At 63.6% G+C, this 23,783-nt stretch carries 27 protein-coding genes; 3 read left to right on the top strand and 24 right to left on the bottom strand.

Features of this window, described 5'->3' with window-relative positions:
* Nucleotides 1-13: 13 nt before the first annotated feature.
* The 3 genes from PLAV_RS14090 to PLAV_RS14080 all read right to left on the bottom strand — a co-directional run bounded on the left by PLAV_RS14090 (nt 14) and on the right by PLAV_RS14080 (nt 1,811).
* Nucleotides 14-838: a phosphoadenylyl-sulfate reductase gene (locus tag PLAV_RS14090; RefSeq protein ID WP_245545152.1), complete on the bottom strand. Its 825-nt coding sequence runs from the start codon at nt 836-838 to the stop codon at nt 14-16.
* The gene (locus tag PLAV_RS14085) at nt 835-1,395 is read right to left on the bottom strand and encodes a precorrin-2 dehydrogenase/sirohydrochlorin ferrochelatase family protein (protein WP_012111698.1); all 561 of its coding nucleotides are present in this window, start codon (nt 1,393-1,395) and stop codon (nt 835-837) included. The genes PLAV_RS14090 and PLAV_RS14085 overlap by 4 nt, the downstream gene beginning before the upstream one ends.
* 179 nt (nt 1,396-1,574) lie before the next feature.
* Nucleotides 1,575-1,811: a FliM/FliN family flagellar motor switch protein gene (locus PLAV_RS14080; RefSeq protein WP_012111697.1), complete on the bottom strand. Its 237-nt coding sequence runs from the start codon at nt 1,809-1,811 to the stop codon at nt 1,575-1,577.
* A gap of 64 nt (nt 1,812-1,875) precedes the next feature.
* Here PLAV_RS14080 and lipB point away from each other — a divergent pair, with 64 nt between their 5' ends.
* Entirely contained in the window at nt 1,876-2,553 is a 678-nt protein-coding gene (gene lipB, locus PLAV_RS14075) for a lipoyl(octanoyl) transferase LipB (protein WP_012111696.1), read from the top strand.
* 363 nt (nt 2,554-2,916) lie between these two features.
* On the opposite strand, the gene PLAV_RS14070 is transcribed toward lipB, so the two are convergent.
* From PLAV_RS14070 to PLAV_RS14030, 9 genes are all read right to left on the bottom strand, one after another.
* On the bottom strand, nt 2,917-3,954 hold the full coding sequence (locus tag PLAV_RS14070; protein ID WP_012111695.1) for a bactofilin family protein: 1,038 nt from the start codon (nt 3,952-3,954) through the stop codon (nt 2,917-2,919).
* 279 nt (nt 3,955-4,233) lie between these two features.
* Nucleotides 4,234-6,249: an acetyl-CoA carboxylase biotin carboxylase subunit gene (locus PLAV_RS14065; protein WP_012111694.1), complete on the bottom strand. Its 2,016-nt coding sequence runs from the start codon at nt 6,247-6,249 to the stop codon at nt 4,234-4,236.
* 11 nt (nt 6,250-6,260) lie between these two features.
* Nucleotides 6,261-7,793: an acyl-CoA carboxylase subunit beta gene (locus PLAV_RS14060; protein WP_012111693.1), complete on the bottom strand. Its 1,533-nt coding sequence runs from the start codon at nt 7,791-7,793 to the stop codon at nt 6,261-6,263.
* A gap of 223 nt (nt 7,794-8,016) precedes the next feature.
* Nucleotides 8,017-8,832 carry an ATP12 family chaperone protein gene (locus tag PLAV_RS14055; RefSeq protein WP_012111692.1) on the bottom strand — a complete coding sequence of 272 codons (816 nt, stop codon included), beginning with the start codon at nt 8,830-8,832 and terminating at the stop codon, nt 8,017-8,019.
* A gap of 23 nt (nt 8,833-8,855) precedes the next feature.
* Entirely contained in the window at nt 8,856-10,619 is a 1,764-nt protein-coding gene (locus PLAV_RS14050; protein WP_012111691.1) for an AsmA family protein, read from the bottom strand.
* Nucleotides 10,620-10,622: 3 nt separating this feature from the next.
* Nucleotides 10,623-11,336, bottom strand: coding sequence for an HAD family hydrolase (locus tag PLAV_RS14045; RefSeq protein WP_012111690.1), 714 nt, complete (start codon nt 11,334-11,336; stop codon nt 10,623-10,625).
* Entirely contained in the window at nt 11,336-12,328 is a 993-nt protein-coding gene (locus tag PLAV_RS14040) for an RluA family pseudouridine synthase (protein ID WP_012111689.1), read from the bottom strand. The genes PLAV_RS14045 and PLAV_RS14040 overlap by 1 nt, the downstream gene beginning before the upstream one ends.
* Nucleotides 12,325-12,708 carry a fluoride efflux transporter CrcB gene (crcB, locus tag PLAV_RS14035; RefSeq protein ID WP_012111688.1) on the bottom strand — a complete coding sequence of 128 codons (384 nt, stop codon included), beginning with the start codon at nt 12,706-12,708 and terminating at the stop codon, nt 12,325-12,327. Before crcB ends, PLAV_RS14040 begins: the two co-directional genes overlap by 4 nt.
* Complete coding sequence (locus PLAV_RS14030) at nt 12,705-14,009, bottom strand: replication-associated recombination protein A (RefSeq protein ID WP_012111687.1); 1,305 nt, start codon at nt 14,007-14,009, stop codon at nt 12,705-12,707. Before PLAV_RS14030 ends, crcB begins: the two co-directional genes overlap by 4 nt.
* A gap of 179 nt (nt 14,010-14,188) precedes the next feature.
* Between PLAV_RS14030 and PLAV_RS19695 the strand changes: the two genes are divergently transcribed.
* Together PLAV_RS19695 and bfr are read left to right on the top strand one after the other, a co-directional pair.
* The gene (locus tag PLAV_RS19695) at nt 14,189-14,395 is read left to right on the top strand and encodes a (2Fe-2S)-binding protein (protein WP_012111686.1); all 207 of its coding nucleotides are present in this window, start codon (nt 14,189-14,191) and stop codon (nt 14,393-14,395) included.
* 125 nt (nt 14,396-14,520) lie between these two features.
* Nucleotides 14,521-15,003: a bacterioferritin gene (bfr, locus tag PLAV_RS14020; protein ID WP_012111685.1), complete on the top strand. Its 483-nt coding sequence runs from the start codon at nt 14,521-14,523 to the stop codon at nt 15,001-15,003.
* Nucleotides 15,004-15,199: 196 nt separating this feature from the next.
* Here bfr and PLAV_RS14015 read toward each other — a convergent pair whose 3' ends face one another.
* From PLAV_RS14015 to rplF, 12 genes are all read right to left on the bottom strand, one after another.
* Complete coding sequence (locus tag PLAV_RS14015; RefSeq protein WP_012111684.1) at nt 15,200-16,657, bottom strand: DegQ family serine endoprotease; 1,458 nt, start codon at nt 16,655-16,657, stop codon at nt 15,200-15,202.
* 198 nt (nt 16,658-16,855) lie between these two features.
* Nucleotides 16,856-17,275 carry a 50S ribosomal protein L17 gene (gene rplQ / locus PLAV_RS14010; protein ID WP_012111683.1) on the bottom strand — a complete coding sequence of 140 codons (420 nt, stop codon included), beginning with the start codon at nt 17,273-17,275 and terminating at the stop codon, nt 16,856-16,858.
* Nucleotides 17,276-17,384: 109 nt separating this feature from the next.
* Nucleotides 17,385-18,458: a DNA-directed RNA polymerase subunit alpha gene (locus PLAV_RS14005; RefSeq protein ID WP_012111682.1), complete on the bottom strand. Its 1,074-nt coding sequence runs from the start codon at nt 18,456-18,458 to the stop codon at nt 17,385-17,387.
* 96 nt (nt 18,459-18,554) lie between these two features.
* The gene (gene rpsK, locus PLAV_RS14000) at nt 18,555-18,944 is read right to left on the bottom strand and encodes a 30S ribosomal protein S11 (protein WP_012111681.1); all 390 of its coding nucleotides are present in this window, start codon (nt 18,942-18,944) and stop codon (nt 18,555-18,557) included.
* 66 nt (nt 18,945-19,010) lie between these two features.
* The gene (gene rpsM / locus PLAV_RS13995) at nt 19,011-19,379 is read right to left on the bottom strand and encodes a 30S ribosomal protein S13 (RefSeq protein WP_012111680.1); all 369 of its coding nucleotides are present in this window, start codon (nt 19,377-19,379) and stop codon (nt 19,011-19,013) included.
* Nucleotides 19,380-19,528: 149 nt separating this feature from the next.
* Nucleotides 19,529-20,146, bottom strand: a complete 618-nt coding sequence (locus tag PLAV_RS13990) for an adenylate kinase (RefSeq protein WP_012111679.1) — start codon at nt 20,144-20,146, stop codon at nt 19,529-19,531.
* Nucleotides 20,143-21,474, bottom strand: a complete 1,332-nt coding sequence (gene secY / locus PLAV_RS13985) for a preprotein translocase subunit SecY (protein WP_012111678.1) — start codon at nt 21,472-21,474, stop codon at nt 20,143-20,145. The genes PLAV_RS13990 and secY overlap by 4 nt, the downstream gene beginning before the upstream one ends.
* Before the next feature lie 57 nt (nt 21,475-21,531).
* A complete protein-coding gene (gene rplO, locus PLAV_RS13980; protein WP_012111677.1) occupies nt 21,532-22,014 on the bottom strand; it encodes a 50S ribosomal protein L15 in 483 nt (160 codons plus the stop codon).
* A gap of 35 nt (nt 22,015-22,049) precedes the next feature.
* Nucleotides 22,050-22,256, bottom strand: a complete 207-nt coding sequence (gene rpmD, locus PLAV_RS13975) for a 50S ribosomal protein L30 (RefSeq protein ID WP_012111676.1) — start codon at nt 22,254-22,256, stop codon at nt 22,050-22,052.
* 24 nt (nt 22,257-22,280) lie between these two features.
* Complete coding sequence (rpsE, locus tag PLAV_RS13970) at nt 22,281-22,841, bottom strand: 30S ribosomal protein S5 (RefSeq protein ID WP_012111675.1); 561 nt, start codon at nt 22,839-22,841, stop codon at nt 22,281-22,283.
* Between the two features lie 12 nt (nt 22,842-22,853).
* Entirely contained in the window at nt 22,854-23,210 is a 357-nt protein-coding gene (rplR, locus tag PLAV_RS13965; protein ID WP_012111674.1) for a 50S ribosomal protein L18, read from the bottom strand.
* Nucleotides 23,211-23,220: 10 nt separating this feature from the next.
* Nucleotides 23,221-23,754 (bottom strand): 50S ribosomal protein L6, encoded by a 534-nt coding sequence (gene rplF / locus PLAV_RS13960; protein ID WP_012111673.1) that lies wholly within the window; start codon nt 23,752-23,754, stop codon nt 23,221-23,223.
* Nucleotides 23,755-23,783 lie beyond the last annotated feature (29 nt).

Here is a 23,783-nt window from a genome sequence, read left to right as displayed (position 1 = left end):
CACCGGCCAAGACCTAAATGCCGTCGCCGTCCAGATTGTTCGGCAGGTGGATGCCGCACTCGTCCTTGTCGCGCCCGACCCAGCGGCCATCGCGATAGGAACCGCCCTCCGGAACACGCTCCGTGCAGGGCATGCAGCCGATGGAGAGGTAGTTGTCCTTCACCAGCGGATGGCGGGGCAGCTTGTACTCGTCCATGTAGCGTTCGAGATCGTCCTGCCCCCAATAGGAAAGGGGATTGATCTTGAAGCGGGTGCCGGCATCCGAACCGGGCACGCCGGTGCCGCGAATCTTCTCCTCTTCGATCGGGTCCATGCCGGCCCGCGCGTTGGTCTGGAAGCGCTTGCGGCCGGTGATCGACGCATCGAAACCCGCAAGGGCCCGCTCAAGGGGGAGAACCTTGCGGACATAGCAGCAGGCATCGGGATCGGCATTCCACAAGCCGCCATTCGGGTCCTTCGCGGCCAGGTCGGCCGGGTGCGGGCCGACGGCGCGAATATCGGTCAGGCCGAGCTTTTCCTGCAGGCGGTCGCGGAAGCGAAGCGTTTCGCCGAAGAGCTTGCCGGTATTGAGAAAAATGACCGGCGTCGTCGGATCGACCTGCGCGACCATGTGCAGAAGGACGGCCGATTCCGCGCCGAACGACGAGACGACCGCGATCTTGCCGGGAAACTCGGTCTTGATCATCGCCTCGAGAAGTTCAACGCCGCCAAGGCCTTTATGGCTTTCGCGAAGCCGCGCAAGCGCGGGCGAGGTCACGGTCGCCGCGTCCATGATGGCCGCGCGCCCTTCATCCATCGCCGCGGTGCCGGGGCGCCGCCTCAAATCAATCGCTGTCATGACAGCCAGCCTTTCTCTTCGATATAGGCATCGACCCTGCGGCCGATTTCCGCGATTTCGATGCCTTCGGCGCGCCATGCCTTGCGCTGCCGGCCGAGTTCATCGAGCCGCCCGGCCCATTCAGGTCCGAAGAGACCCTCCAGGTGCCGCCTCAGCCGCCGTGCGAGACCGGGGGACTTGCCGCCGGTCGACACGGAGATCGTGAGATCGCCGCGCCTGAGGATCGAGGGAACATGAAAGTCGCAGAGCGGCTTCACATCTTCCGTATTCACGAGGCGCCCTGCGGCCCTCGCCTTGCCCGCCAGCGCGGCACTCTCCCTGTCGTCAAGACCCGCCAGGAAGACGATATGAGCCTCCTGAAGGGCTTCCGAAGCGGGGCGCGCGCCCTTGAGCCGCTTTCCCGCCTGCTTCGCCAGCGTCGCCGTGGGCGCCTGCGAATAGACCTCGAGATGGGCCGCCCCCGCTGCATCGAGCGCGGCGAGACGCTTTTCAGCCACTTCGCCTTCGGCGACAAGGACCACTTTCAGGGAGGCAAGATCGATCAGGATCGGAAACATGCGCACCTCCCAAGGTGGCTTTCGGGCGCGAACCCGCGCTTAATTCCCGTTAGACATAACAACTATGCCGTATAATTCAACTCACGTCCGTATAATATTACATTTCACATAGATAAAAAGATAAATACAAAAAAGGACCCCTGAAGGGTCCTTGTCCGATAGCGAAAAGGGGGAAATGACTAGCTCTCGCCGCCCGCCAGAACGGTGGTGATCGAAACCGCAACCCGTTCTCCCTGCACTATAATTTCACCGCGCGCGATCGGCACATTGTTGGCGAGGACCCAGATTTCCTCATCCTGCCGGGTACCGAGCTCGATCACCGCGCCGCGCCCCATCTTCAACAGCTGATGGATCGGCATGGTCGACTTGCCAAGCACGACGGAGAGTTCGACGAAGACATTATTGACGGAATTCACGCTGAGCCCCACTTGCCCGGTACGCCATTACACAGTGCCTAAACTCGCATGCTAGAGTTACTTCATGGTTAAGCCCCTCGCCCTCGACGAAACGACGCTGGAAGCCCCGGAATGGCGGATTTCCGACCTTCCCGTGCCGTACGAGGAGGCGGTGAAAACCATGGAGGCACGCGCGGCGGCGATTGCGGAAGGGACGGCGCCGGAGCTGGTCTGGCTGCTCGAACACCCTGCCCTCTACACCGCCGGCACCAGCGCCGATGAGACCGATCTCCTTGATCCCAAACGCTTTCCCGTCTTCAGCACAGGGCGCGGCGGACAGTACACCTATCACGGGCCAGGCCAGCGCGTGGCCTATGTCATGCTGGACCTGAAACGGCGGAAGCCCGACGTGCGCGCCTATGTGCAGGACCTCGAACGCTGGCTGATCGCGACTTTGGCGGAATTCAACGTGACCGGCGAGACGCGGCCGGACCGCGTGGGCGTATGGGTCAAACGGCCGGAAAAGGGCCTGACGGCGGAAGACAAGATTGCCGCCATCGGCGTGCGCATCCGGAAATGGGTGACGTTTCATGGGGTTAGCCTGAACGTCGAGCCGGACCTCGATCACTTTTCGGGGATCGTGCCTTGCGGGATAAGCCAGTTCGGCGTGACAAGCCTCGCCGATCTCGGACACACCGCGACAATGGCCGATGTCGACCTGGCCCTCAAAAAGACCTTCCGGGACGTGTTCGGAAGAGGCTGATTTCGTCAGTGGGCGGATGAAAACGGGGACAAGTCCGATTTCCGTTTCCGCAACGCGACTTGCGGGCCTATCCCCTCATGATGGATCAGGAACTGTCACGCGACTGTCACCGAACCGTCGCAAATCACACTTTCATATAATCCGTATACGGATTTATGACCAGTTATCCCCGACCCTTTCGCCGGGATTCGTCTTGCGGCACCGGGGACAAGTGCGCGGGGATAAGATTATCCGATCTTCCCACCCTCCCCACTCTCCCCTCCTCCCCACTCATAACTCGATAGGCGGCGTTCATCGCGACGGACTGGCGCCGGCTCGCGGCGAGAATATCGGGATGGGCGGCGATTTCGTCCGCTGCGAGGCTCACAATGGCGTGCGCTCGATCGTGCGAAAGCCGATATAGAGGAGGCCGATGCCGAGCGCGACGGCGGCGAGCCAGATGAGCGCGCCGAGGAAGGGGATCGAGATGCCGATCCAGACCAGCGCCGTGGCGATGATGATGCCGACGATGCGGCCGAGCGTGCCCTTGCCGACCTCGCGCAGGCGGCTGGCGATGAGCTCGCCGACAGCGACGAGCATCGCGACAAGACCGAAGATCATGCCGAGCGGCCAGAGCAGCAGCAGCAGGAAGGCGAGCGGCAAGCCGACAATGCTGATGGCGACGAGGACGATGAGTACGGGCACGCCGACCAGCCAGAGAAGCCCCAGCCCGCCCGCAAGCGCCGGCTCGCCGACAAGCCCGTCTCGCATCCGCCGCGCGGTGACGGGCGCGGCGAGCGCGAAGAGGATGGCGAGCACGCCGAAAATGACCGCGCCGCCCGCCGTCATGTGATAGCCGGGCGCGGCGAGGCCGCGGCTTTCTTCCTGCGCGCGCATATGATCCTCGCGCCAGCGATCGCGCATTTCGGCGCGCCTTTCATAGCCCCTGCCCGTCTCGAACGCATTGCCGTTGACGGCGCCCGCAACGCGCGCGCCTTCGTCGATCCGCGCGGTGGAGGGGGCGTAGTAATCGACATCGCCGTCGATCCGCGCATCGGGGCCGAGCGCGAGTTCGAGGCCGTAGAAAGTGACGTTGCCCTTCACATGGCCGTTGACCAGCGCCTCCTGGGCGCGGATCGAGAGATCGCCGTCAAGCTCGCCCTCGACGGCGGCGCGGCGCGCCGCGATCCAGGCATCGCCCGCCACTTCGGCATCGCGGGTGAGAATGACGATCTGGCCGGCGGCCGTCAGCGAGCCGGCGACCTTCCGGTCGATGGTGAGTTCTTCGGCGGCCGTGAAGACATCGTCGCCGCTCTGCCACTGGATGGCGCGGCTGGCAGGCGCCTCGGGCGCGGCAAGGGCCGGGCCGCCCGCGAACAGGAAAGCCAGAATGAAAGCTGCCGACCGGATGCCGCCGCGCATGATGTCTCCTTCCGTTTCCGTGCCCCGGAGGGACTATAGCGCGGGAGGGGGGCGGGAGACAGGGTTGGGGTGATGAGGTTGTGGCGCCCCCTCACCCTTCCCACCTTCGGCGGGCGTTCAGGGGTCGAAAAGGTCCACCTGACCTTTTCGCTTGCGTGCCGCAAGACACCCTTCACCCCTCTCCCCGAGGGGAGAGGGAGGTGACGGGCGCCGCTTTCTTCCCTCTCCCCTTTGGGGAGAGGGAGGGAGCCGTCGTCAGACGGCGGAAGGGTGAGGGGCCTACGCGAATTCCATGATGACGGCGTCGACGGCGAGGCTGTCGCCGGGGGCGGCGTTGATCTTCTCGACCGTGCAGTCGCTTTCGGCGCGGAGGATGTTTTCCATCTTCATCGCCTCGACGACGGCCAGCGCCTCGCCCGCCTTTACCTCCTGGCCGACCTCGACGTGAATGGCTTTCACAAGGCCGGGCATCGGGCAGAGGAGCAGCTTCGAGGTATCGGCCGCGACCTTCTCCGGCATCAGCGCATTGAGGCGGTGGCCCACGGCCGTGCGGACGACGGCATGGGAGGAGCCGCCGCGATAGCGCAGGTGATAGCCCTGCTTGGCGCGCACGATCTCGACCACCATGGTGACGCCATCGACCTCGCCGCGGAAGACGGCCTGACCCGGCACCCATTCCGAGCGCACGAGATGCGTTTCCTTGCGGCCGCCTTCATCGTCGAGGAAGACGACGCGGCAGGCGCCGCCGGTCTCCTCGACCGAGACGCGCTGCGTCCAGTCATCGACCGAGACGACCCAATCCTTCGGCAGCTTGCGCGGCCGGTTGGCGAGCTGGCCGGTGATCTGCACCGCGCGGGCGGCATGAACCTCGTTCATGAAGACGGCGATGGCGGCGAGCTTCACCGCGCGGTCGTCCGACATGGGCACGCCGTGGAAGCCGTCCGGATATTCCTCGGCGATGAAGCCCGTCGTGATGCGGCCCTCGCGGAAACGCGGATGCTCCATGATCGCGTTCACGAAGGGAATGTTGTGCTGGATGCCCTGAATGTGGAACTGGTCGAGCGCGACCGCCATGTGGTCGATGGCGGCGAGACGATCCGGCCCATGCGTGCAGAGCTTGGCGATCATCGGATCGTAGAACATCGATATCTCGCCGCCTTCATAGACGCCGGTATCGTTGCGGATGGTGAGGCCGTTATGCGTGCCTTCGGCGGGCGGCTGGTAGCGCACAAGGCGGCCGGTCGAGGGCAGGAAATTGCGATAGGGATCTTCCGCATAGACGCGGCTTTCGATCGCCCAGCCCTTGATCTTCACATCCGATTGCTTGATCGAGAGCTTCTCGCCATAGGCGACGCGGATCATCTGTTCCACGAGGTCGATGCCGGTGATGAGCTCCGTTACCGGATGCTCGACCTGGAGCCGCGTGTTCATTTCGAGGAAGTAGAAATTGCGGTCCTTGTCGACGATGAATTCGACGGTGCCCGCGCTTTCGTAGTTCACGGCTTTCGCCAGCGCGACGGACTGCTCGCCCATCGCCTTGCGCGTCGCTTCGTCGAGGAAGGGCGACGGCGCCTCTTCGATGACCTTCTGGTTGCGGCGCTGGATGGAGCATTCGCGCTCCATCACATAGATCACGTTGCCATGCTTGTCGCCGAGCACCTGGATTTCGATGTGGCGCGGCTGCGTCACGAATTTCTCGATGAAGACGCGATCGTCGCCGAAGGAGGATTTCGCTTCAGACATGGACGACGTGAAACCGTCCGCGACTTCCTTTTCCGACCAGGCGATGCGCATGCCCTTGCCGCCGCCGCCAGCGGACGCCTTGATCATGACCGGATAGCCGATCTCATTGGCGATCTTCGTGGCTTCGGCAACATCCTTGATGACGCCGAGATAGCCCGGCACCGTGTTGACTTTGGCGGCGTTGGCGAATTTCTTCGACTCGATCTTGTCGCCCATCACCTCCACGGCCTTGATGTTCGGGCCGATAAAGGCGATGCCGTTATCCTTCAGCGCCTGCGCGAATTTCGCGTTCTCCGACAGGAAGCCGTAGCCGGGATGAACCGCCTCGGCGCCGGTCTCCTTGCAGGCGGCGATGATCTTGTCGATGACGAGATAGGATTCGGATGCGGCGGGCGGACCGATATGCACCGCCTCGTCCGCCATCTCGACATGGAGCGCGTCCTTGTCGGCGTCGGAATAGACGGCCACCGTCGCGATGCCCATCTTCTTCGCGGTCTTCATCACGCGGCAGGCGATTTCGCCCCGGTTGGCGATCAGGATTTTCTTGAACATGGGATCGCCTCTCAGAGCGGAATGTTGTCGTGCTTTTTCCACGGGTTCTCGAGCTCCTTGTGGCGGAGGAGCGCGAGGGCGCGCGCGATGCGCGGCCTTGTGGAATGCGGCATGATGACTTCGTCGATATAGCCGCGCTCGGCCGCGACGAAGGGATTGAGGAAGCGGTCTTCATAGGCCTTGGTATGAGCCGCGATCTTTTCCGGGTCCTTGATGTCCTGGCGATGGATGATTTCCACCGCGCCCTTGGCGCCCATGACCGCGATTTCGGCGGTGGGCCAGGCATAGTTGAGGTCGCCGCGGATATGCTTCGAGGCCATGACGTCATAGGCGCCGCCATAGGCCTTGCGCGTGATGACGGTGACTTTCGGCACGGTCGCTTCCGTATAGGCGAAGAGAAGCTTCGCGCCATGCTTGATGAGGCCGCCATATTCCTGCGCGGTGCCCGGAAGGAAGCCCGGCACGTCGACGAAGGTGACGATCGGGATGGAGAAGCAGTCGCAGAAGCGCACGAAGCGCGCGGCCTTGCGGCTGGCGTCGGAATCGAGCACGCCGGCGAGAACCATCGGCTGGTTGGCGACGATGCCGACGGTGCGGCCCTCGATGCGCGCAAAGCCGGTGACGATGTTCTTCGCGAAGCTCTCCTGAATTTCGAAGAAGTCGCTTTCATCCACGACCTTCAGGATCAGCTCCTTCATATCGTAGGGCATGTTCGGATTGGCCGGGATGATCGTATCGAGCGAGTATTCGATGCGGTTCGGCTCGTCGAAGAAGGGACGTTCCGGCACCTCGTCCTTGTTGGAGAGCGGCAGGAAATCCACGAGACGGCGGATCTGCGTCATCGCGATCACGTCATTGTCCCAGGCGCCATCGGCGACGGAGGATTTGGTGGTGTGGATGGAGGCGCCGCCGAGCTGCTCCGAGGTGACGGTTTCATTCGTCACCGTCTTCACGACGTCGGGGCCTGTCACGAACATGTAGGAGGTGTCGCGAACCATGAAGATGAAGTCGGTCATGGCGGGCGAATAGACGTCGCCGCCGGCGCAGGGGCCCATGATGACGGAAATCTGCGGGATGACGCCGGACGCCATGACGTTGCGCGTGAAGACGTCGCCATAGCCGCCAAGCGCGTCCACGCCTTCCTGGATGCGCGCGCCGCCGGCATCGAAGAGGCCGATGATGGGGGCGCCGGTCTTCAGCGCCATGTCCTGCACCTTGGTCATCTTCTTGGCATGGGCCCGCGAGAGCGAGCCGCCAAAGACCGTGAAGTCCTTCACAAAGAGATAGACCGGGCGGCCATTCACCGTGCCCCAGCCCGTCACCACGCCGTCGCCGGGAATCTTCTGCTTCTCCATGCCGAAATCGGCGCAGTCATGTTCGACGAACATGTCGAACTCCTCGAAGGAGCCCTCGTCGAGCAGCAGCTCGATGCGCTCGCGCGCGGTGAGCTTTCCCTTGGCGTGCTGTGCGTCGATCCGCTTTTGACCGCCGCCTGCCCGCGCCTCCTGACGCCGCTCTTCAAGCCGACGAAGAATGTCCTTCATGCCGCCCCCTCATAACCGCAGAAGCCGCTTTCTTGGGCGGCCTGATACCTTTTACTGAACGCCGGGAAGCGGGCTTGTGGAGAGCGGCCCGCTGGCGAAATCGCGTCGCGCGAGGCGACCTGAATAGCACCGAAATCTCCTTTTTGCCAATGGCTTGGCCGCCATTCCTATGGGCGGGGCAAAGCTTGCCCGCGGAGCGGCTGAAGAGCGGGGAAACGCTGCGTCAGGCATCCATGAGGGCGAGGAAACGGGCGGTTTCCAGAAGTTCGGCGCGGCGGGCGGCGAGACGGGCGAGTTCTTCATCGTCCTCGCCGCAGATTTCCATCTGCCATGTTTCATCGATATGAGCGGTTTCGAAAGCGGCCTCGGGGCCGATATGACCAAGCGCGACGGCGAGGCCGATGATTGCGGAGCCGGTGAGCGTGACGGCGTTATGAAGCCCGGCAATGCGGAACGGATCGAGCGCGGCTACGGAAGCGCCATAGGCATCGAGCGCCGCCTCATCCTGCGGGACATGCATGAGGCCTGTGGTGACGCGGAGGCGGATGCCCTGCCCGGCCGCCCAGGCAAGAAGCGGCTCCCACGCCGCCGCCTGCCGCGCCGCCAGAGCGGCGGGCGCATCGGCGCGGTAGCAGAGGAGATCGGTGGCGGCGAAGTTCACGAGTTCGGCGATCACCGCCTCGCGGCGCGGCGCGACGAGATCGATGGCGGTGTTGGCGAGCTTTGTGAGCTTCATGGCGCGCGGGTCTATCTCTTCCGCCTGCGCCTCCCACTCATCGGCGATGGCGCGGGCGAGCGCCAGAACCGGCACCGCGAGCGGCTCCTTCGCGGGCGTCTTCACGGCGCGTCCGTCGAGCAGGATCGCGTGGCCCTTTTCATGCGGACCCGCTTCGGCCTTTTTGTAGAAACGCTTCAGCACGCGGCGCTTCTCGCGGCCAGGATGCGCGACCTGTTCATCCAGCGAGCGGTTGCGCGCGAGATCGAAGATGGCGGCGGCGGCGTCTTCGGCCTTGTCGTTATCGTTGGCGTTGTCGGTCATTCGTACCTTTGTCTTCCCTCTCCTCAGTTCCCGAAGATGCCGCCGAGGCCCTTGCCGATGCCTTCGAGGACATCGCCCGCGCCCTTGGCGGCGCCTTCGGCCGCGCCGCCGATCGTGCCGGTGATGCCGCCGGAGGATTCCTTTGCGGCGGCGGCGGCGGCAGCGCAATCGCCGCCCGAGACAACGGACGAGCCTGTGCTCATCAACGGCAGGAGCGCGCCGATGCCGCCGGTGAGCGCCGTACCGGCGACGGCGGTGGCAACGCCTGTGACGACGCCCGTGCGATCGAGGCCGGCGGTGGGCGATGTGAGCGGGCCAGAGAGGCGGACAGGGAAAGCGAGACTGACGAGGCTCGCCTTTTTGGGCTTCGGCTTGAAGAGGAGATCCACCCGTTCCTTGCCGAGATCGACCGTGCCGGAGCCCGTCGTCAGCAGCGTGTTGGTTTCGAGCGCCAGTGCCGTCGCCTTGCCGACGCCGCCCTGGAAATCGAACCGGCTGATGGCGCAGGTGAGCTGCGCCGTTTCGCCGCTTTCGCCATTCGGGATCAGCACATTCACGAGATCGTCCGAAACGATGGCGAGCGCGCGCGAATTGATCGTGCCCTTGCCGATGACAAGGTTGGTCTGGCCGGAAAGAGAGGATGCGATGGCATGCATCGACTTGCCGCCGCCCGCGAGCTTGGCGCCGAAATCTGCACGGGCATTCAGCATGGTGCTGACATCGAGATCGGCGAGCAATTTGCCGATGTCGAAATTCGCCGCGTTCACATCGACATTGACGCGATTTGCGCCGCCATCCGCATTGATGGCGAGCTTGACCGGCGAACCGCGATATTCCGCGGTGAGCGGCGCCGCGAGCTTGCCACCCGTGAGCTTCAGCGGCAGCTTGAGACTTGTGAGGCTGACCTTGCCATAGCGCAGCTCGCCCAGCGTGAGATCGATGTCGGCATCGGCGACCGTGAGCGCATCGAGCGGCAGCGGATCGCGGCTGAAGACGGGACCGCCCTTGCCTTCGCCACCGCCCGAAAGGAAGGGCGTGACGTCGAAGGCGGTGCCGGAGAGCGCGCCGGTCAGCTTCGGACGGTTGCGCATGTCGAGCGCGAGGTCGCCGCCGATGCTGGTACCGGCGACGGTGAGGGAGGCGTCGCTCAAGGTCGCCTGCTGCATGTCGCCCTCGACATCGGCGCTGAAGGAAACCTTCGAGCCCGTGACTATGCCCTCGACCACCACATGGAAGCCGCCCGCGCGGTCCAGCAGCGAAACTTCCTCGAAAGAGCCGTCGCTGACCTTGCCTGTCTGACCATCGCGATAGGCGATTGCGAGGTTGCGGATTTCGATCTGCGGTACACCGGCCAGCGACATGCCGCCGCCCGCGCTTTCATCTGCCGCCGGCTGCGCGCCCGCCTCGCCGAACTCCCAGTTGCCCCGGCCGCGCCTGTCGGTTTCGAGATAGACATCCGCCCCTTCGAGCGTGACCTCGCGGACATCGACATTGCCAGTGAGGAGCGGCAGCAGCGCGAGCTGGAGGCGGAGTTTTTCCGCCGTGACCATCTGCGGCCTGGTGCCCCAATCCGCGTTCTGGAAGCTGATCTTCTCCGTGACGACCGTCGGCACCAGCGAGAAGCCGATATTGAGCGGCCCTTCGATCTTCAGTGTACGGCCCGTTGCATCCTGCGCCGCCGCCTCGATCTGCGGCTTGAAGCGGCCGAGATCGACAAAGGTGAGCGCATAGAGCCCGCCGGCGACGAGCAAGGCGAGAACGACGACAAATCGAAGAAATTTTCTCATGGTCTATGCTCCTCCGGCGGGTTCCGTCTCTTTGACATTGCTGTCAGTCCAGATCGCATCGAGCGCCGGGGCGAGGCCGGAAAAATCCGACAGCACGATATCGGCGCCGGCGACGCGCAGCATCTCCGGCGCATGATAGCCCCAATCGACGCCGAACGCATGCGCGCCCGCCGCCCGCGCCATCGCCATGTCGTAGCTCGTATCGCCGACCAGCACGGTGTCTCGCGCATCCGCGCCCGCCGCCCGCATGGCGCGGCGGAGCATTTCAGGATGGGGCTTGGAAGGCGCGTCATCCGCCGTCTGCAACGTGACGAAATAATGACCGAGTTCATGCGTTTCGAGCGCGTGGCGGAGGCCCCGCTGCGACTTGCCGGTGGCGATGCCGAGCAGCACGTTCTCGCGCGCGGCGAGCGCCTCCAGCGTCTCGCGCACGCCGGGGAAAAGCGGCTCGGCGAGCTCCTTGCGGTTGCGCAATTCGTGGAAAGCGCCCTTGTAGGCCTCGGTAAGGCGGCGGCGAAGCGGCTCCTCGACATCGGGCACCAGCGCATGGATCGCCTCGTCGAGCGAGAGGCCGACAATGGAGAGCACCTTCTCGCGCGGCAGGTTTTCGAGCCCATACGTCTCGAAGGCATGGGCCATGGCGGCGACGATCATATGCTGGCTGTCGATCAGCGTTCCGTCGCAATCGAAGACGACGAGGCGGAGGGGAAAAGCCATTACGCCTCCAACCCCGCAAAGGCATCTTTCGCGTCGCGCTCATCGAAGCCGAGCAGTTTCCAGCTTGTCTTCATGTGCGGCGGCAGGTCGGCTTCAACGTGCAGGCGCCCGCCATCGGGATGGGCGATGTCGATGGAGCGCGCGTGAAGGTGAAGCTTGCGCGGGATCTCGCCGCCCGGATGCGCGTTGACGCCGCCATATTTGCCGTCGCCGACGATGGGCGTTTCGATGGCGGCGGCGTGGGCGCGGATCTGGTGCGTGCGGCCGGTGAGCGGCATGAAGGCGACCCAGGCGAGCGTATGCGCGGCGGTGGAGACGGTAGAAAAATGGGTGACGGCATCGCGCGCGCCCTCGTCACCGCGCTTTGCCGCAAAGACGCGCTCGGCGCGCGGACCGCCCTGCTTCGACAGCGCGAGGTCGATGGTGCCTTGACGCGGCACCGGCACGCCGACAACAAGCGCCCAGTAGATCTTCTGCGCGTCCTTCTGCTTGAACGCCTGCGCGAGCGCCGCTGCCGCCTTGGCGGTACGGGCGAGCACGAGGACGCCGGATGTGTCGCGGTCGAGACGGTGAACGAGGCGCGGCCGCTCCTTTGCGTCGAAGATGAGCGCATCGAGCATTCCATCTAGATGCCGCTCCGTCTTGGTGCCGCCCTGCACGGCGAGGCCGACAGGTTTGTTCAGTACAAGGACGGATTTATCCTTGTAGATGACGTTCGCACGCAGCATCTCCGCATCGTCGACGCTCGGGGCATGGACCGCCTTCGGCGCCTGCTTGTCCGCATCCTCGCCGAGCGGCGGTACGCGCACGACCTGGCCCGTGGCGAGGCGCGCATTGGCCTTTGCCCGCGCGCCGTCGACCCGCACCTGCCCTGTCCGCAGCAGCTTTTCGAGGCGGCCATGCGTGAGCATGGGGAAACGCCGCTTGAACCAGCGGTCGAGACGAACGCCGTCTTCTTCTTCCGTAACGTCTAGTTGAGATACCTGATTCATGCCGGAAAAAGCGCCCTTGCGATCCAGAGGCCAATGAAAAGTGCGCCGACCGCGCCGGCGACGGAGCCCGCCATGTAAAGCGCGGAAAGGCCGAAATCGCCGCGCTCCATCATGTTGGCTGCATCGAGCGAGAAGGCGGAGAAGGTGGTGAAGCCGCCGAGAATGCCTGTTGTGATGAAGCTGCGCACCTCGGGCGAGAGGTCGGAGCGGAGTGCAAAGGCGCCGACAACGAGCCCCATCACGAGTGAGCCGATAACATTCACGCCGAACGTGCCCCAGGGAAAATTGGGGCCGAGGAGACGCAGCATCTGAAGATTGAAAAGATGACGAGCGCCCGCGCCGATAGCGCCGCCGGCGGCAACCGCGAGAACGGTGTTCATGCTTCCCTCTCCTCTCTCAACTTGCGCCAATAGGCGAGCCGTTTGCCGATCTCGCGCTCGAAGCCGCGCTCGACGGGTTGATAGAATTCCTGCCGCCCGACTTCCTCCGGGAAATAGTCCTGACCGGAAAAAGCCTGCGGCGCGTCGTGGTCGTATTCGTAGCCGGCGCCATAGCCAAGCTCTTTCATGAGCTTTGTCGGCGCATTGAGAATATGCGCGGGCGGCGCGACGGAGCCTGTGTCGCGAGCGGACCGCTTCGCCGCGCCGAAGGCGGCATAGGCGGCGTTCGACTTCGGCGCGGTGGCGAGATAGATCGTCGCCTGCGCCAGCGCCAGCTCGCCTTCCGGCGCACCGAGAAAATCGAATACATCCTTCGCGGCGAGCGCCTGATGCACGGCTTCTGGGTCCGCGAGACCGATATCCTCGATGGCGGCGCGGACGAGGCGGCGGGCAATATAGAGCGGCTCTTCGCCGCCGACCAGCATGCGCGCCAGCCAGTAGAGCGCAGCATCGCAATCGGAGCCCCGGATCGACTTGTGGAGCGCGCTGACGAGATTGTAGTGCCCTTCCCGCCCCTTGTCGTAAAGGGGTGCGCGGCGCTGCACGGCGGTGATGAGGGCCGCCGTATCCATCGGCTCGACGGCCCGGAGCGCGTGAACCTCCTCCGCGAGATTGAGCGCATAACGGCCGTCGCCATCCGCCATCGCGCGGAGCGAGGCGCGGGCATCCTCCGTGAGCGGAAGGCTCTCGCCATAGAACGCTTCCGCGCGCGACAGAAGTTCTTCGAGCGCCGCGTCGTCCAGCCGGTTGAGGACGAGTACCTGCGCGCGTGAGAGCAGAGCGGCGTTGAGCTCGAAGGATGGGTTCTCGGTGGTGGCGCCGACCAGCGTTACCGTGCCGTCCTCCATGACGGGCAGGAAACTGTCCTGCTGGGCGCGGTTGAAGCGGTGGATCTCGTCGACGAAGAGAAGCGTGCCCTTGCCGGTGGAGCGGCGGCCGCGCGCCGCCTCGAAGATTTTCTTGAGATCGGCGACGCCTGAGAAGATCGCCGACATGGGCTCGAAATGAAGCCCCACGCGATCCGCCAGCAGGCGCGCGATGGTGGTCTTACCGGTGCCGGGCGGGCCCCAGAAAATCACCGAGGAGAGATGGCCCTGCGCGAGCATGCGCCCGAGCGGGCCCTTGGGGCCGATCAGGTGCTCCTGCCCCACAACTTCCTCAAGCACCTTCGGCCGCAGCCTGTCGGCCAGCGGGCGCGGCGCCCCCTCGTCCATTCCGGCGGCTTCAAAAAGATTGCTCATGGGCCGCTATCTAGCACGTTTCCGGCGGACCCTCACGGGCCCCGCGCCCCTGCGACATTTATGCAATGGATTCGCATTCACAACGCTATTGCAAACCATTCGCACATTTGGCAGGGTACGCCCTCCCAAGGGGAAAACCCTTGGATTTGGCCAAAAGCCGGGGCAGGAAACGAGTTCAGATGATCGTTTGCGTGTGCAATGCCAAGAACTGCCGGACCGTCCGCGAGACGCTGGCCGAGGCCCCGCATCTGGAAACCCCCGCCGCCGTTCACCGCGCCATGGGCTGCAAGCCCCAATGCGGCCGCTGCCTGCCGGCGCTGGCCTCCTATATCGAGGAAGCCCGCAGCAACGCCACGGTGGCGAACCTCCTCGCCGCCGCCGACTGACTTCCGCGAGATACTCTCAAACTCATTCGCAACTGATTGTAATTGCTGCATTTTTTCAAAATGCGGTTTGATCTGACGCGCGTCCGGCATACCCTCATGGCAGATGCCAATGAATGAGGTCGAATATGCGCGGCGATGCCAAGGTCATCGAGTTCCTGAACAAGGCCCTGAAGCTCGAATTGACAGCCATTAATCAGTATTTCCTGCACGCCCGGATGTTCCGGAACTGGGGCTTCACGAAGCTTGGCGAGGTCGAATATCGCGAATCGATCGATGAGATGAAGCATGCCGACAAGCTGATCGAGCGGATTCTCTTCCTCGATGGCCTGCCGAACCTGCAGGACCTGGACAAGCTGCTGATCGGCGAAACGGTCGTCGAATGCATGGAATGCGACCTGAAGCTCGAATATGAGGGCCACGCCTTCTACAAGGAGGCCGTCGCCTATTGCGAGCAGGCGCGCGACTATGTGAGCCGCGAAATCTTCGAGGCCATTCTGGAGGACGAGGAAGAGCATATCGACTTCCTCGAAACCCAGCTCGAACTGGTGAAGTCGATCGGGCTGCAGAATTACCTGCAGTCGCAGATGGGCGAGCAAGAAGGGTCTTAGGCTGATCTCGGTTCCCACCCTCCCCTTGGGGGAGGGTCGACAATTTGTGAGCGTGAGCGAAACAAATTTCGGGCGGGGTCGCGGCGCTGATCCGGACACCAGCTATCGATTGTATCTGAGGCTTCCGCGGAGACCCCGCCCCAAACCGCTTGCAGCGGTTTGACCCTCCCCCAAGGGGAGGGTGGGAAGTTGGCGGTTAGCCGCCCACCGTCGCGGAGAAGACGCGGTCGCCGCGTTTGATGGCGAAGTCCCATTGCGGACGTGTGGCGGCGGTGATGCGGACGAGGTCGCGCACCGTGGCGATTTTCGTGGCCGCGACTTCGACGATGATATCGCCGCGCTGGAACTGGACCTGATTGGCGGCGGAGCCGGGCTCGACATTCACGATGACGACGCCCTGCTCTCCCACAATGTCGAGACCGAGCTTGTCGGCTATCGCGGGCGAGAGATTGGCGGCGGTGGCGCCGGCGAAGGGATTGCGGCCGGCGATTTTCGTTTCATCGGCAGGCGGGTCTTCCGGCGGCGCGATGAGCGCCACCTGCGTTTCGCGCCGCGCGCCGTCCCGGCTATAGCCGACATTCACCTTACCGCCGAGCCCCTTGGTAGCGAAACGGTAGCGCACCGCCTGAGGCTCTTCGACATCGAAGCCATCAATGGCGCGGATAACGTCGCCGACTTTCAGCCCCGCCTTGTCCGCCGGACCGCCGGGATAGATGTCGCGGATGAGACTGCCGCCCGGACGATCGAGCCCGAGCGACTGCGCGAGCTCGGCATCGACCGGCTGCAGCGATGCGCCGAACCATGGACGCCGGACATGATCGCCATCGCGCGCGGAGGCGACAACGCTCTCGACCATGTTGGAGGGGATCGCGAAGCCGATGCCGATGCTGCCGCCTGTCTGCGAATAGATGGCGCTGTTGATGCCGATGAGGCGCCCATCCATCGTGACGAGCGCGCCGCCGGAATTACCCGGATTGATGGCGGCATCCGTCTGAATGAAGAACTGGTAATCGGAGACGCCGACATGCGTGCGCGCCAAGGCCGAGACGATGCCCGACGTGACCGTCTGGCCGACGCCGAAGGGATTGCCGATCGCGAGCACGAGATCGCCGACTTCCACGGAATCCGAATTTTTGAAGGTCAGATGCGGCAGCTTCTGCTTGCCATTGTCGATCCGCAGCACGGCAAGGTCGGTGCGCTCGTCGGAGAGAACGAGTTCGGCCTCGAATTCGCGCCGGTCCGACAGCGCAACGGTGAATTGCTGGCCGTCCTTGATGACATGGTAGTTGGTGACGATGAGGCCCGACGGGTCGACGATGACGCCGGAACCGAGCGACTGCTGCACGCGCTCGCGCGGCATGCCGAAGCTGAAGCGGTTGCCGAAGAATTGCTGGAAGAAGGGATCGTTGAGGAAGGGGGAACGCGCCTGCTCCTTCACGACACGCTTCGTATAGACATTGACCACGGCGGGCGCGACGCGCTTCACGACGGGTGCATAAGAGAGCTGCACCTGCGCGCGGCTTGAAGGCACTTCCTTGTCCTGCGCCCGCGCCGCCCAGGGAAAGAAGGCGAGCACGGCGACAAGGACGATTCCGGCAAGCGCCATGACGACCGCTTGCGCGTAAGACGACTCCGACAACATTTCCACCACCATTGCGCGCGCCCCGGCACAAGGACGGGCATTCGGCCTCAAAAGCCCCGATAGATGCCGCGGGGGAATTTTGCGGGGGCCGGTGGACGCTGACAAGAAGGAATTGGGGAAGGAAGCGTTACGGTGTTGTCATGGAGAACGCCCAAAGAAAAAGGGCGGCGCCGAAGCACCGCCCTTAAATCTTCAGAAGCGCCCGAAGGATCAGGCGGCTTCTTCATCGCCCTCGACATGGACGGGGCCGGAATCCTGGCCCTTGGCGCTCTCGTCGCGGTCGACGAACTCGATGACCGCCATCGGGGCGCTGTCGCCGTGGCGGAAGCCCGCCTTCAGCACACGGATGTAACCGCCCTGACGCTCCTGGTAACGGGGGCCCAGCACATCGAAGAGCTTCGCCGCCCAGACCTTGTCCGGCAGTGCCGCATAAGCCTGGCGGCGCGCATGCAGGTCGCCCCGCTTGCCCAGCGTGATGAGCTTTTCGACATAGGGACGAAGTTCCTTGGCCTTCGGCAGCGTCGTGACGATCTGCTCATGCTTGATGAGCGCGATCGCCATGTTCGCGAACATGGCCTTGCGGTGGCTTGCGGTCCGATTGAGCTTGCGGCCGGAATTTCCGTGGCGCATGGGCCCTACTCCTCGTTTTATGCGGCGTCGTCAGGACGCGGCAGTCGTTGACTTATACACGTATCGCATTTTCGGCGGTTAACCGGCATCCACTTGACCGGAAAATGCTTCAATACTGATCTTCGTACCGCTTCGCCAGTTCTTCGATATTCTCCGGCGGCCAGTTCGGAACTTCCATACCGAGATGGAGACCCATCTGGGCGAGAACTTCCTTGATCTCGTTCAGCGACTTGCGGCCGAAGTTCGGAGTGCGAAGCATTTCGCTTTCCGTCTTCTGGATCAGGTCGCCGATATAGACGATGTTGTCGTTCTTCAGGCAGTTGGCCGACCGAACGGAGAGTTCGAGCTCGTCCACCTTCTTCAGGAGCGCGGCATTGAACTCGAGTTCCGGACGGCTCTCCTCGACATGCTTCTGCTCGGGCTCTTCGAAATTCACGAAGGTCTGGAGCTGGTCCTGCAGGATGCGCGCGGCATAGGCGACGGCATCGTCCGGCGTGATCGCGCCGTTGGTCTCGATCTGCAGCGTGAGCTTGTCATAGTCGAGAACCTGGCCCTCACGGGTGTTCTCGACCTTGTAGGAAACGCGCTTCACCGGGCTGTAGAGGCTGTCGACCGGCATCAGGCCGATCGGCGCATCTTCAGGACGGTTGCGATCCGACGCGACATAACCCTTGCCGAGCGCGACCGTGAATTCCATGCGGATCTCGGCGCCCTCGTCGAGCGTGCAGAGAACGAGATCGGGGTTCAGCACTTCGATATCCGCACCGGCGGTGATATCGCCGGCGGTAACGACGCCGGGGCCCTTCTTCGACAGCGACATGCGCTTCGGGCCTTCGGCATGAAGGCGCAGCGCAAGCTGCTTGATGTTCAGGATGATGTCCGTCACGTCCTCGCGCACACCGGCAATCGAGGAGAACTCGTGCAGCACACCGTCGATCTGCACGGCGGTGACGGCCGCGCCCTGCAGCGACGACATCAGCACGCGACGCAGCGCATTGCCAAGCGTCAGGCCGAAGCCCCGCTCAAGCGGCTCTGCCACGACCGTCGCGAAACGCTGCGCGTCATGGCCCGGATTGATTTCGAGCTTGTTCGGTTTGATCAGCTCTTCCCAGTTCTTCTGGATCAATTTAAGTACCTCGTCGTCGTTTGCGGGACGCTTGAAAGCGCCCCGGGCGGGAGACATCCGCCACCTGATCTCTTTAACGTCCGCTCCACCATTCAATCGTGCGAGCCCGGACGTGGCCGGTTGCCCCGAAAGGCAGCGGCCGGATATCGGTCGTTAGACGCGGCGCCGCTTCGGCGGACGGCAACCATTATGCGGGATCGGCGTGACGTCACGAATGGTCGTGACAGTGAAGCCGACCGACTGCAGCGCGCGAAGCGCCGACTCGCGGCCCGAACCCGGACCGCACACCTCGACCTCGAGGGTGCGCATGCCGTGTTCCATCGCCTTCTTGCCCGCATCTTCCGCCGCCATCTGCGCGGCGAAGGGCGTCGACTTGCGGCTGCCCTTGAAACCCATCAACCCGGCCGACGACCAGGAAATCGCATTGCCCTGCGCGTCCGCGATCGTGATCATGGTGTTGTTGAACGTCGAATTCACATGGGCGACGCCCGATGAGATATTCTTCCGTTCCTTGCGCTTGACGCGCGTCTTTTCCTTAGCCATCCGTCTTAAACCTTCGTGTCACGCGGGAAACGCAGGAACGCGCCCCGGCTCAATGCCTCTAGGGCGTTACTTCTTCTTGCCGGCAATCGCCTTCGCCGGACCCTTGCGGGTGCGCGCGTTGGTGTGCGTCCGCTGGCCGCGCACCGGCAGGCCCTTGCGGTGGCGCAGGCCGCGATAGCAACCGAGGTCCATGAGACGTTTGATGTTCATGGAAACTTCGCGGCGCAGATCGCCTTCGACCAGATAGTCGCGGTCGATCGCTTCGCGGATCTGGATGACCTCGGCGTCTGTCAGCTCGTTCACGCGGCGCTCGGCCGGGATACCGACGGTGCCGCAGATTTCCTTGGCCTTGGTGTTGCCAATGCCATGGATATAGGTCAGCGCAATGACCACCCGCTTGTTGGTCGGGATGTTGACGCCAGCGATACGAGCCACTTTTATCTCCTAACTACGGGAATCGCCTAACCCGGCACCTGAGCAAAAACCCGGCTCTAAGCGCCCGAAAACCGCGGAATTCCGCCATTTTCAGCCGTTAGCCGGTTTTTTCTCTGAAAGCACCGCCGCGAAGGCCGGGATTATAGAATTTACTTCTTCCCAGTCAACCGGCTAAGCCAACTCCCTTTCCTTTTTGAAATCCCGAGGACCGTCTCGATCTGGCCGGTTACCTCATCCATGCTCTTCATGCCGTCTACGGTCCGCAGCTTGCCCTTGGCCTTGTAATAGGCGATCAGGGGCGCCGTCTGCTCATGATAGACCTTGAGGCGCTTCGCCAGCGCCTCCGCATTATCGTCGGCCCGGGGGCCGCCTGCTGTTTCCGCCGCGCGGGTCTCGATCCGCTTCAGGAGGATGCTGTCATCGACACCGAGCTCGACCACGGCATCGAGCGTCGTGCCCTTGCCCGCAAGCATCTTGTCGAGGGCTTCCGCCTGCGCCACGTTGCGCGGGAAACCATCCAGAATATAGCCATTCACCGCATCCGGCTGCTCGATCCGGTCGGCGATGATGCCGACCACGACATCGTCCGGCACGAGCTCGCCCCGCGCCATGATGCCTTCGGCCACCTTGCCGACCTCGCTGCCCTGGGCGACGGCCGCGCGGAGCATGTCACCGGTCGAGAGCTGGACGAGACCATGGGCTTCCTCGAGACGCTTCGCCTGTGTGCCCTTTCCGGCGCCGGGCGGGCCCAGCAGGATCAGTTTCATCGCTTGCCCCCGCGCAGCTTGGACTTCTTGATGAGCCCCTCATACTGATGCGCCAGCAAGTGGCTCTGTATCTGCGAGACGGTATCCATCGTCACGCTGACCACGATGAGAAGCGAGGTGCCGCCAAAATAGAAGGGCACGCTGTATTGAGAGATCAGCAGCTCGGGCAGAAGGCAGACGATCGTCAGGTAGATCGCACCGACGGCTGTGAGCCGTGTCAGCACATAGTCGATATATTCCGCCGTGCGCTGGCCCGGACGGATGCCCGGAATGAAGCCGCCATACTTCTTCAGGTTGTCGGCCGTATCCTGCGGATTGAAGACGATGGCCGTGTAGAAGAAGGCAAAGAAGATGATGCCCGCGGCATAGAAAGCCATATAGAGCGGCTGGCCGTGGCCGAGCAGCGCCGTGACGCTGTTGAGCCAGTCAGGCCCCTGCCCCGACGTGAAATTCGCGATCGTCACCGGCAGCAGCAGCAGCGACGAGGCAAAGATCGGCGGGATGACGCCGGCCGTGTTGAGCTTCAGCGGCAGATGCGAGCTGTCACCGCCATAAAGCTTGTTGCCGACCTGGCGCTTGGGATACTGCACGAGAAGGCGCCGCTGCGCCCGCTCCACAAAGACAATCGCCATGATGACAATGACGACCATGACCGCGAGGAAAAGGATGATGGCGGTGGAAAGCGCACCCTGACGGCCAAGTTCCAGCGTGCCCGCGAGCGCGCGAGGCAGCTCGGCGACGATGCCGGCGAAGATGATGAGCGAGATACCGTTGCCGACGCCGCGCGACGTGATCTGCTCGCCGAGCCACATCAGGAAAACAGTACCGCCGACCAGCGTGATGACAGTGGTGATGCGGAAGAAGATGCCCGGATCGATGACGACATTCTGCGCGCCTTCGAGGCCGACGGCGATACCGTAGCCTTGCAGGGTGGCCAGAACCACCGTGCCGTAGCGCGTATACTGGTTGATCTGCTTGCGGCCCTGCTCGCCCTCTTTCTTGAGCTGCGCGAGATGGGGCGACACGGTCGTCATCAGCTGGATGATGATCGAGGCCGAGATGTATGGCATGATCGCCAGCGCGAAGATCGCCATGCGGCCGATGGCGCCGCCCGCGAACATGTCAAAGACGCCGAGCAGGCCGGACTGCTGCTGGCTGAAGACCTGGGCAAGCGCCGACGGGTCGATTCCCGGCAGAGGCACATAGGTGCCAAGCCGGTAGACGATGAGCGCACCCAGCGTGAACCAGATGCGCTTCTTCAACTCGGTCGCCTTCGAGAAGGCCGCGAAGTTGAGGTTCGCCGCGAGCTGTTCAGCCGCTGATGCCATTCATCTCACCCTGTGCACACCGTAGCCGGAGGCGCATGTTTCAAGGAAGCGCAGACCTTATTCGGCCGCCGCCTTCGCCTTCGGACCAACAACCGTGACCGAGCCGCCGGCCTTTTCAACGGCTTCCTTCGCGCTGGCGGAGACGCCTGCGACTTCGAAGGAGAGCTTCGCCTTCAGTTCGCCCTGGGCGAGAAGACGGACACCGTCTTTCGCACGGCGAATGACACCGGCCGCAACAAGCGCCGCCGCATCCACCGTCGCGCCCTTGTCGAGCTTGCCGGCATCGACCGCCGCCTGCACCCGGCCGAGGTTGACCGAGTTGTAATCGGGGCGGAACAGGTTTTTGAAGCCGCGTTTCGGCAGGCGCATATGAATCGGCATCTGGCCGCCTTCATAGCCCTTGATCGCGACGCCGGTACGGGACTTCTGGCCCTTCACGCCGCGGCCGCCGGTCTTGCCTTTGCCGGAGCCGATACCGCGACCGACACGGATGCGCGACTTGCGCGCGCCTTCGTTATCCCGGATTTCGTTCAGTTTCATCGGATTGCCTCGCGAGCCTTACGCCCTTGTCAGAATTAAGCTTCGTCCACGACGCGGACGAGATGGGCCACCTTGTTGATCATGCCGCGCACGGCAGGCGTGTCTTCCAGCGTCTTCGTGCGGCGCATCTTGTTCAGGCCAAGCCCGATCAGGGTCTGGCGCTGCGACGGCTCGCGCCGAAGCGGGCTGCCGATCTGCTGCACGGTAACTGTCGCCTTGCTGGCGGACTTCTTCGCTGACATCGCTCGTTTTCCTCTGATCTCGGCTTATTCGAGGCCGGCCTCGGCGGCGGCATCCGAACGGCGGCCGACGATTTCGCTGACCTTCTTGCCGCGGCGCGCCGCAACCATACGCGGGCTCTGCTCGTTCTTCAGCGCGTCGAACGTGGCGCGCACCATGTTGTAGGGGTTCGACGAACCGAGCGACTTGGCCACCACGTCCTGGACGCCGAGCGTCTCGAACACGGCACGCATCGGACCGCCCGCGATGATACCGGTGCCGGGAGGCGCCGCGCGGAGAACCACGCGGCCCGCGCCGTGACGGCCGTCGACATCGTGATGCAGCGTCCGGCCTTCGCGCAGCGGCACGCGGATCATCGCGCGCTTCGCGGCTTCCGTCGCCTTGCGGATCGCTTCCGGCACTTCACGCGCCTTGCCATGGCCGAAGCCAACGCGGCCCTTCTGATCGCCGACCACGACGAGCGCGGCAAAACCGAAGCGCCGGCCGCCCTTGACGACCTTGGCAACGCGATTGATGTGGACCAGCTTGTCCACAAATTCGCTGTCGCGCTCTTCCCGATCCCGGTCTCTGTTCTCTTTACGTGCCACAGCAAAAATCCTTTAGAAGTTGAGACCGCCTTCGCGGGCGCCTTCAGCGAGCGCCTTGACGCGCCCATGATAGATGTAGCCGCCACGGTCGAAGACGACATCGGTAATACCGGCATCCTTCGCGCGCTGGGCGAGAAGCTTGCCGACCTCGCCCGCCGCTGCAACGTCGGTACCGGCCTTCTTGCCGAACTTCTCGTCGAGCGAGGACGCCGCCGCAACCGTTACGCCACGCGTATCGTCGATCACCTGCGCATAGATATGCTTGGACGACCGGAACACCGAAAGGCGCGGACGGACGACTGATGCCTTCGCGAGCTTGGCGCGATTGCGCATGGCCCGGCGTTGAGAGAGTGTTTTCATGTTGCTCATCGCGCGCAGCTCACTTCTTCTTGCCTTCCTTGCGGAAGATATATTCGCCGGCGTACTTCACGCCCTTGCCCTTGTACGGCTCCGGTCCACGATAGCCGCGGATCTCGGCAGCAACCTGCCCGACCTTCTGCTTGTCGATGCCCGTGATCACGATCTCGGTCGGCTTCGTGCACTTGATGTCGATACCTTCCGGGATCGGATAGAGCACGTCGTGACTGAAACCGAGGTTCAGCTGCAGGTTCTTGCCCTGGATTGCGGCGCGGTAGCCGACGCCGTTGATCTCGAGCGTCTTCGTGAACCCATCCGTCACACCCGTGACGATGTTCTTGACCAGGGTACGGCTGAGGCCCCACATCGCGCGGGCGCGCTGCGTGTCCTCACGCGGTGCAACCTTGAGGCCGCTCTCGCCCTGCTCCACCGTCACATCGTCCACCAGCGTGAGCTTCAGCTCACCCTTCGGGCCCTTCACGGCCAGGTCCTGGCCGTTGAGTGTCACCGTCACCCCTTTGGGGACTTCGACGGGGTACTTACCAATTCGCGACATGGTCTCTTTTTCCTGTCGTCAGTATCATC

Source organism: Parvibaculum lavamentivorans DS-1, from assembly GCF_000017565.1.
GTDB lineage: Bacteria > Pseudomonadota > Alphaproteobacteria > Parvibaculales > Parvibaculaceae > Parvibaculum > Parvibaculum lavamentivorans.
This window is presented reverse-complemented; position numbering and strand designations above follow the sequence as displayed.